We start from the raw sequence: 7,912 nt of genomic DNA, 5'->3' as shown, positions 1-7,912 counted from the left end.
TTTTAGATTATTTTATTATGGTGTGTGTTTTTAATTGTTTTTAGTAGTTAGTGAAGGTTGTTTTAGAATGAGATTTTAATTGCTTTTTAGTTTTTAATTTAAAGTATTGTTTATGTTGTTTAGAGTGGTTGGGGGGGGGTTAATGGGTGTTTTTAGTATTTAATGGATTAGTGGTTTATGGTGGGGGAATAGTTTATGTATTTATAGTATATTGTTTGGTTTAAAAAATTGAAAGGTTGAAAAATGAAAAAAATATTAGCTTTAATTTTATCGCTATTTGGATTATCTTCTAATATTTATGCTGATGATAATATTAATAATAAAATGTTGGTTAGAATTTCTGTTGTTGAAGTTTATCCAGAGTATCTTGATGAATACCTTGTTATTGCAAAAGAAGTTGCTGAAGCTTCAATTGAAAAAGAAAAGGGTGTAATATCTATTTATCCAATGATGCTTGTAAAAAATAATAATATAATTAATATTTTAGAAATTTATAAAGACCAAGAATCTTATAATAAACATATTAATTCCGAACATTTTCAAAAATATAAAAAAGGCACATTGCATATGGTAAAATCTCTTGAGTTGCTTGATTCTTATCAATTAAGTGATAAAAATTTTAAAGCAATTTTTAAAAGACAATAATTTCTATATGTTTTTTAATTAAAAGTATTAAATAGATTGTGTGTTTTATAGACAAGGAGTATAATAATTTATTTTAATATAAATTATTTTAATTAGTAATTATTATCTTAATTAATTATAGCAGTAATTTTTATAGTATTTTTAATGTATGTATTAATGCTTAATTGTACTAAAAATACATTATAAATATTAAAATATTATATTTTATACAGATATAATAGTCCCTATTAAAAAATAGGTTTAATTAAGTGGTAATAATGAATATTTTATATAGCTAAAATTAAAATAAATTTTTCAAATTCCATTTTAATTTATTGATGTAAGTAAAACTAATTTTTTATTAAATTAGTTTTACTTTATAATATTTATTTTTTTAAAATATCTTGAACGCATTCAAGTGGGGTTTTAAATATTTTATCGCAACTTTGCTTGAGAGTATTCATATCTGTGTATTCAAATAAAGTTACATAAGCATTCACTCCAGCAGCTTTAGCAGCTTCTGTATCGTTTAAAGTATCTCCTATCATATAAATTTTACTAAAGTCAAATTCTTTTTTAAGTTCGTTAATTGCAAGCATTTCAGAGCCTTTTAAACGACTTAGTGCTTTATAAATTGGTTCTGGATTTGGTTTGCAGTATTTTACTTCATCACCACCCACAACTACGCTAAAATCATCTAAAATATCAAAATCTTTTAAAATTTCTTTAGCAAAATAAACAGATTTTGTAGTTACTAATCCTACTTTAGCATTTTTACTAGCAAGTTTTACTGCTTCTTTTGCCCCATTTAAAAGACTAGTTCCGTCTTTATAATATATTTTATAATTTTGTCTATATAATTTAACTATATCAGCAACTTGCTCTTTTGGCACTCCTATTGTTTCAAACATTCCTTCAGTAGACATTCCAATTAATGTTTTTATATATTCATCACTTAAATTAAAATTATAACTTTCTAAGGCTTTTCTAAGGCTAGTAATTATTGGCTGGGTAGAATCGATTAAAGTTCCATCTAAATCAAAAAATATAATCATTTGTATCCTTTTTTTATTTTAAGCTTAGCAAAATAAAGCTAATTTATTGACAATTTACAAATTTAATTATAAAATCTAATTTAATTGACTTTATCAACTATTAGGAATAACATGTTTTTTAAAAAAATTACCTATGCAAATAGAAAAATCATCAGTAAAGTAAATGAAATTTTAAAGCCATTTAATATTAATGCGACTGATTGGAGAGTATTTTATTATCTTAGCTCAACAAAAAGTGCTAGTTTAAGTGAGATTTGCGAGTTTTATCAGATGGATAAGGCTATTGCGTCTAGGATTTGTAAGAAACTAGAAAAAGCAAATTATTTAGAAATTTCAAGCTCAAATGATAAAAGAGAAAAAATCATTTCACTTAGTTTAAAAGGTAAGGAATTGTTTTTTGATGCAAATATTTTAATTTCTAATTACGAAAAGCAAATTTGTGATGATCTAGACTATGCTGAATTTGGATTATTCATTAATATACTTGATAAAATCAATAAAAAATTATAAGGAGTTTTTATGGGATTATCCAAAAAGTATAATATTTGGAATAAGAATTTTATTTGTGTTTTTATTATTAATTTTGTTATTTGTTTAGTGTTTTTTATTACTACTATTGCTTCTACAGATTTTGCAAAAACTATATTACAATCTAGCACAGCAATAGCAGGTCTTGCCAATGGTATTTTTGTAATTGGAGCACTATTATCAAGACTTTATTTTGGCTCAATTATTGATAATATAAACATAAAAAAAGTTATGATTATTAGTTTAGTTTTGTATTTTATACCTAATTTATATTACTTGTTTTTATCAACTAATTTTGAATTAATATTATCAAGATTGCTTGCTGGTATGTGTTATGGTGCATGCTCTTGTGCTTGTGGTGCTGCAGTAGCTAGACTAGTACCTAGCAATAAAAGAGGAATTGGTATAGGATATTATGCGGTTAGTGTTGTATTAAGTTCTGCTATTGGACCATTTTTAGCAGTATATTTAGTGGGTAAAAATAATTTTAATTTATGTTTTATAATTTCTTTAATTAGTATATTAATAGCATTAATTTCAAGTGTAGTAATAAAAGTTAAAAGATTTAGAAAACATAAGATAAATCATGTTAAAAAATCTTTTTCAATTTTTAATTACATTGAAAAATCGGTTTTGGGTGTTGCTTATGTCGTATTTTGTATGGGTTTTGTTTATGGAGCAATTATTGCTTTTATAAGTTCTTATTCAAAAGAGCTTAATTTAATTGAAGCAGGTTCATTATTTTTTGTATTTTATGCTTGTATTAGTGTGTTTTCAAGACCAATTTCAGGTAAAGTATTTGATAAAATAGGTGCGGATTATGTAATAGTTCCTTCTATTTTGTTTTATGTAGCAAGTTTAATAATTTTAGCTTATACAAACAATTCTTTAATGATGTATTTATCGGCTATTTTTTGTGCTTTAGGATATGGAAACGCTACTTCAAGTCTTCAATCACTTGCTATAAAATTATCTCCTAAAGAGAAAATGGGCTTAGCAAATTCAACATTTTTTATAGCTTTAGATGTTGGAATGGGTATTAGTCCTTATTTATTAGGTTTGATTGAGCCTAGTTACGGGCATTCTAGGATTTATGAAATATGTGCGGGGATAATTTTGTTTTCTTTAATATTGTATTATGCCTTTGTTATGAGAAAATCAAAAGATTTTAAAAAAGATTTAAAAGATTATGAAGATAATTTTTTAGAAAAAAATCACTCGGATATTATCATTAAAGACTAGGAGAAAATATGAAATTTAGTGGAAAAAATGTATTAATTACAGGTGCATCTAAAGGCATTGGTGCTGAAATAGCTAGAGTTTTAGCGGGATTTGGTCTAAAAGTATGGATTAATTATCGTTCAAAACCTGAACTTGCAGAGAATTTAAAACAAGAAATTGAAAAAAATGGTGGTAAAGCAGCAATTATTTGTTTTGATGCAAGTTGTGAAAGTGATTTTACAAATGCTATTAAAACAATAATTGATTGCGATGGAGAATTAAGTTATTTAGTAAATAATGCAGGAATTACAAAAGACAAATTAGTTTTAAGAATGAGCGAAGCTGATTTTGATGATGTTATAAAGGCTAATTTAAATTCAACTTTTATAGGTTGTAAAGAAGCATTTAAAGTGATGAGTAAAAAGCGTTTTGGTAGTGTTGTAAATATTAGTTCAGTTGTTGGTGAGATGGGAAATGCAGGTCAAGTAAATTATTCTGCTAGTAAAGGTGGAGTTATTGCTATGACTAAGTCTTTTGCTAAAGAAGCAGCTAGTAGAGAAGTTCGTTATAACGCAATTACTCCAGGATTTATAGAAAGTGATATGACAGATGTATTAAGTGATGAAATTAAACAAACTTATTATAAAGCAATTCCACTTGCTAGATTTGGTAAACCTAGCGAAGTTGCAAATGCAGTTGCGTTTTTATTAAGTGATTATTCTAGTTATATTACAGGTGAGATTTTAAAAGTTAATGGCGGAATGTATGTGTAATTTATTTACACTTTTTTGTAAGAATACGAGTTTAATTTTATTTTAGGAGAAAAAAATGTCTATTTTTGAAGATGTTAAAAAAGTTATTGTAGAAGAATTAGGAGCTGATGAAGCTAGTATTACACCTGATGCTAAAATTATTGAAGATTTAGGTGCAGATTCACTTGATGTAGTTGAATTAATTATGGCTTTAGAAGAAAAATTTGATATTTCTATTCCTGATGAAGATGGTCAAAAAATCGCAACAGTTAATGATATAGTAAAATACATAGAAGCAAAAAAACAATAAGGATTTAAATTGAGAAGAGTAGTAGTAACTGGCATTGGAATGATAAATGCCCTTGGGCTTGATAAAGAAAGTTCGTTTAAGGCGATTTGTGATGGAAAAAGCGGTGTTGGAGAAATTACTCTTTTTGATACCAGTGATTTAAGTGTTAAAATTGCCGCAGAAGTTAAGGATTTCGATCCTTTAACAGTATTAAATGCAAAAGATGTTAAAAAAGCTGATAGATTTATTCAACTTGGATTACACGCTGCAAAAGAAGCTATAAGTGATGCTAATTTTAAAATGGTTGATGGCGTGATTAGTGAAGTTGATTTAGATGAATTTGGAGTAGTAAGTGCAGCAGGAATTGGTGGCTTACCTAATATTGAGAAAAATTCTAATGTATGTTTGCAAAAGGGCGCAAGCAGGATTTCGCCTTTTTTCATACCTTCAGCTCTAGTTAATATGCTAGGGGGAATGGCTTCAATTGATTATAAATTGAAAGGTCCAAATTTATCTTGTGTAACTGCTTGTGCAGCAGGAACTCATGCAATTGGCGAAGCTTATAAAACAATAGTTTGCAATCAAGCAAATAAAATGTTAGTAATTGGAGCTGAATCAGCTATTTGTGCAGTAGGTATAGGTGGATTTGCTTCAATGAAAGCTTTATCTACTAAAAATGATACTCCAGAAACAGCTAGTAGTCCATTTGATGCTAGTAGAGATGGCTTTGTTATGGGAGAAGGTGCAGCTGCTCTTGTTTTAGAAGATTATGAAGATGCTAAAAAAAGAGGTGCTAGAATATATGCTGAAGTTATAGGGTTTGGTGAAAGTGCAGATGCAAATCATATAACTTCTCCAGCTTTAGATGGCCCATTAAGAGCTATGAAAAAAGCTTTATGTATGGCAAAGGGATTTGATTGCTCTGCTAATAAAATTAAAATTGATTATATTAATGCACACGGAACATCAACTCCAGCTAATGATAAAAATGAAACAGCAGCAATGAAAGAATTGTTTAAAGATGATATGCCTTTAGTAAGTTCTACAAAAGGTCAAACAGGACATTGTTTAGGTGCTGCTGGTGCTATTGAAGCAGTAATTTGTCTAATGGCTATGAGAGATAGTATAGTTCCACCTACAATAAATTATAAAAACCCTGACCCTGATTGTGATTTAGATTATGTGCCTAATGTGGCTAGAAAGCATACAATTAAAACAGCTATGAGTAATTCGTTTGGTTTTGGTGGAACGAATGCTTCAGTGATTTTTAGAAAATTGGATTAATTAAGATGGCAGCTTATTTAGATTTTGAGAAAAATATTCAACAATTAGATGAAGATATTATTAATGCTAATATTAAAGGCGATATAGAAGCAGTTAAGATTTTAAAAAAGAATTTAGAAAAAGAATTAACAAAAACCTATAAAAATTTAAGTGATTTTCAAAAACTACAGCTAGCAAGACATCCTGATAGACCATATTCTCTTGATTATGTGAGAATAATTTTAAAAAATGCCCATGAATTACATGGAGATAGAGCATTTAGAGATGACCCTGCTATAGTTTGTTTTGCTGGTTATATTGGCGAGCAAAAAGTAATGTTAATAGGCGAACAAAAAGGTCGTGGAACAAAATATAAATTACATAGAAATTTCGGTATGCCACATCCAGAGGGTTATCGTAAGGTTTTAAGATTTGCTAAAATGGCTGAAAAATTTAAAATACCTATTGTATTTTTAGTAGATACTCCAGGTGCTTATCCTGGAGTAGGAGCTGAAGAGCGTGGTCAAAGTGAGGCAATTGCTACAAATTTATATGAATTAAGCGCTTTAAAAACAATAATTATTTCCATAGTAATTGGAGAAGGCGGTAGTGGTGGAGCTTTAGCTTTAGGTGTAGCTGATAAATTAGCTATGCTTAAAAATTCAGTGTTTTCTGTAATATCTCCTGAAGGTTGTGCTGCTATATTATGGAATGACCCAAGTAAAAGTGAAGCTGCAACAAAGGCTATGAAAATAAGTGCTGATGATTTATATGAGCAAGGGTTAATAGATGATATTATAGAAGAAGGCATTGCTCATAGAAACAAAGAGATTACTGCAAATAATATACAAAATTATGTTTTAGAAAAAATAGAAGAACTAAAACCATTAAATCTTGATGAATTGGTTGCAAAAAGAATGCAAAAAATTCTCAAATTGGGTTCTTTTAATGAAGACAAATAATATTTATCCAAGTATCTTACTTGGATAATTTTAGGTTTGTATATGAAGTATGTTTTTTTACTCAATATGGGTGGCGTAAATCAAATTGATGAATGTGAAGTATTTTTAAAAAATATGTTTAATGACCCAAATATTTTGGGAATAAAATCAGATTTTTTAAGAAGTCTTGTAGCATTTATGATAAGAAAATTTCGTATTAAATCTATGAAAGAAAATTATAATAAAATAGGTGGTAAAAGTCCTTTAACTAAAATCCAAAAATCTCTTTGTGATAAATTAAATTCTTTGCAAAAAGATTTTCATTTTGATTTTATATCAACTTATGTTCCGCCTTTTGCTAAAGAAGTCTTAGCTAAATATGATTTTAAAGATAATGATGAAATAATACTATTTCCTTTATATCCACATCATTCTATAACTACTACCACATCATCTTTACAAGATTTTTATAAAAATTTTGATAAAAAAATCAGTATAAAAGAAATACCTTATTTTTACCAAGATGAGCTTTATAATAATATTATTTTAAATGAGATACAAAAATATAAAAATATTGATTGCTTGATAATATCAGCACATTCTTTACCGATAAAAACTATAGAAAAGGGTGATATTTACGAAGAGCATATAAAAGAACATTTTGCTATATTAAAGGATAAATTACAAAACGATTTTAAAGAAATTAAATTAGCTTATCAGTCAAAATTAGGACCTGTAAAATGGTTAGAACCTGCACTTAGTGATGAATTAGATAAATTAGGCAATAAAAGTGTTTTAATATATCCACTATCATTTTGTATTGATTGTTCTGAAACTATTTTAGAATTAGATATTGAATATAGACATCAGTATAAAGGTGATTATAATGTGTGTAAATGTCCAAATGATAGTGAAGATTTTGCTAAATATATCTTAAGCAAATTGGAATTTGCAAATACTAATTTAAATTATGAAAGTCAAAATAAAATTTAAGATTAAAATGATTTTTTCTAACTAATATAAATAACTTATCAAAAGAATTTCAATAATTTTACTTGTTTATAATTGGTATCTTATTTATTCTTTACAATTTATATTAAGTTTTGAAATTCTTATTTCAATTTTTTAGATTTTATGGTATTTATAGATAGATTTATTTGGAATATAAAATAGTAGTTTGGCTAAAATTAGATTTAAAAAATAAACTTTTATTTTAAATTCCATAGTTTTTAAGTTAAT

The 7,912-nt window shown here is 26.9% G+C and carries 9 protein-coding genes; 8 read left to right on the top strand and 1 reads right to left on the bottom strand.

Annotated features, from left to right (window positions below):
• Positions 1-243: 243 nt before the first annotated feature.
• Entirely contained in the window at positions 244-645 is a 402-nt protein-coding gene (locus AVBRAN12647_RS06825) for a putative quinol monooxygenase (RefSeq protein WP_214150678.1), read from the top strand.
• Between the two features lie 365 nt (positions 646-1,010).
• On the opposite strand, the gene AVBRAN12647_RS06820 is transcribed toward AVBRAN12647_RS06825, so the two are convergent.
• A complete protein-coding gene (locus AVBRAN12647_RS06820) occupies positions 1,011-1,679 on the bottom strand; it encodes an HAD family hydrolase (RefSeq protein WP_336614902.1) in 669 nt (222 codons plus the stop codon).
• A 111-nt stretch (positions 1,680-1,790) separates the two neighbouring features.
• Between AVBRAN12647_RS06820 and AVBRAN12647_RS06815 the strand changes: the two genes are divergently transcribed.
• The 7 genes from AVBRAN12647_RS06815 to hemH are packed head-to-tail and all read left to right on the top strand — an operon-like array spanning position 1,791 to position 7,666.
• Complete coding sequence (locus tag AVBRAN12647_RS06815; RefSeq protein ID WP_336614153.1) at positions 1,791-2,189, top strand: MarR family winged helix-turn-helix transcriptional regulator; 399 nt, start codon at positions 1,791-1,793, stop codon at positions 2,187-2,189.
• A gap of 9 nt (positions 2,190-2,198) precedes the next feature.
• A complete protein-coding gene (locus AVBRAN12647_RS06810) occupies positions 2,199-3,449 on the top strand; it encodes an MFS transporter (protein WP_214118268.1) in 1,251 nt (416 codons plus the stop codon).
• An 8-nt stretch (positions 3,450-3,457) separates the two neighbouring features.
• Positions 3,458-4,201 (top strand): 3-oxoacyl-ACP reductase FabG, encoded by a 744-nt coding sequence (gene fabG, locus AVBRAN12647_RS06805; protein WP_214118270.1) that lies wholly within the window; start codon positions 3,458-3,460, stop codon positions 4,199-4,201.
• A gap of 55 nt (positions 4,202-4,256) precedes the next feature.
• A complete protein-coding gene (gene acpP, locus AVBRAN12647_RS06800) occupies positions 4,257-4,490 on the top strand; it encodes an acyl carrier protein (RefSeq protein ID WP_214118272.1) in 234 nt (77 codons plus the stop codon).
• Between the two features lie 9 nt (positions 4,491-4,499).
• On the top strand, positions 4,500-5,753 hold the full coding sequence (locus tag AVBRAN12647_RS06795) for a beta-ketoacyl-ACP synthase II (RefSeq protein ID WP_214118274.1): 1,254 nt from the start codon (positions 4,500-4,502) through the stop codon (positions 5,751-5,753).
• 5 nt (positions 5,754-5,758) lie between these two features.
• Positions 5,759-6,694: an acetyl-CoA carboxylase carboxyltransferase subunit alpha gene (locus AVBRAN12647_RS06790; protein WP_214118277.1), complete on the top strand. Its 936-nt coding sequence runs from the start codon at positions 5,759-5,761 to the stop codon at positions 6,692-6,694.
• Positions 6,695-6,736: 42 nt separating this feature from the next.
• Complete coding sequence (hemH, locus tag AVBRAN12647_RS06785) at positions 6,737-7,666, top strand: ferrochelatase (RefSeq protein WP_336608803.1); 930 nt, start codon at positions 6,737-6,739, stop codon at positions 7,664-7,666.
• The last annotated feature ends 246 nt before the right edge of the window (positions 7,667-7,912 follow it).

Origin of the sequence: Campylobacter sp. RM12647, from assembly GCF_020138135.1 — a bacterium.
In the GTDB taxonomy this organism is placed as follows: Bacteria; Campylobacterota; Campylobacteria; order Campylobacterales; family Campylobacteraceae; genus Campylobacter_E.
Note: the sequence above shows the minus strand (reverse complement) of the source record. Positions and strands in the feature narration are given on the sequence as shown.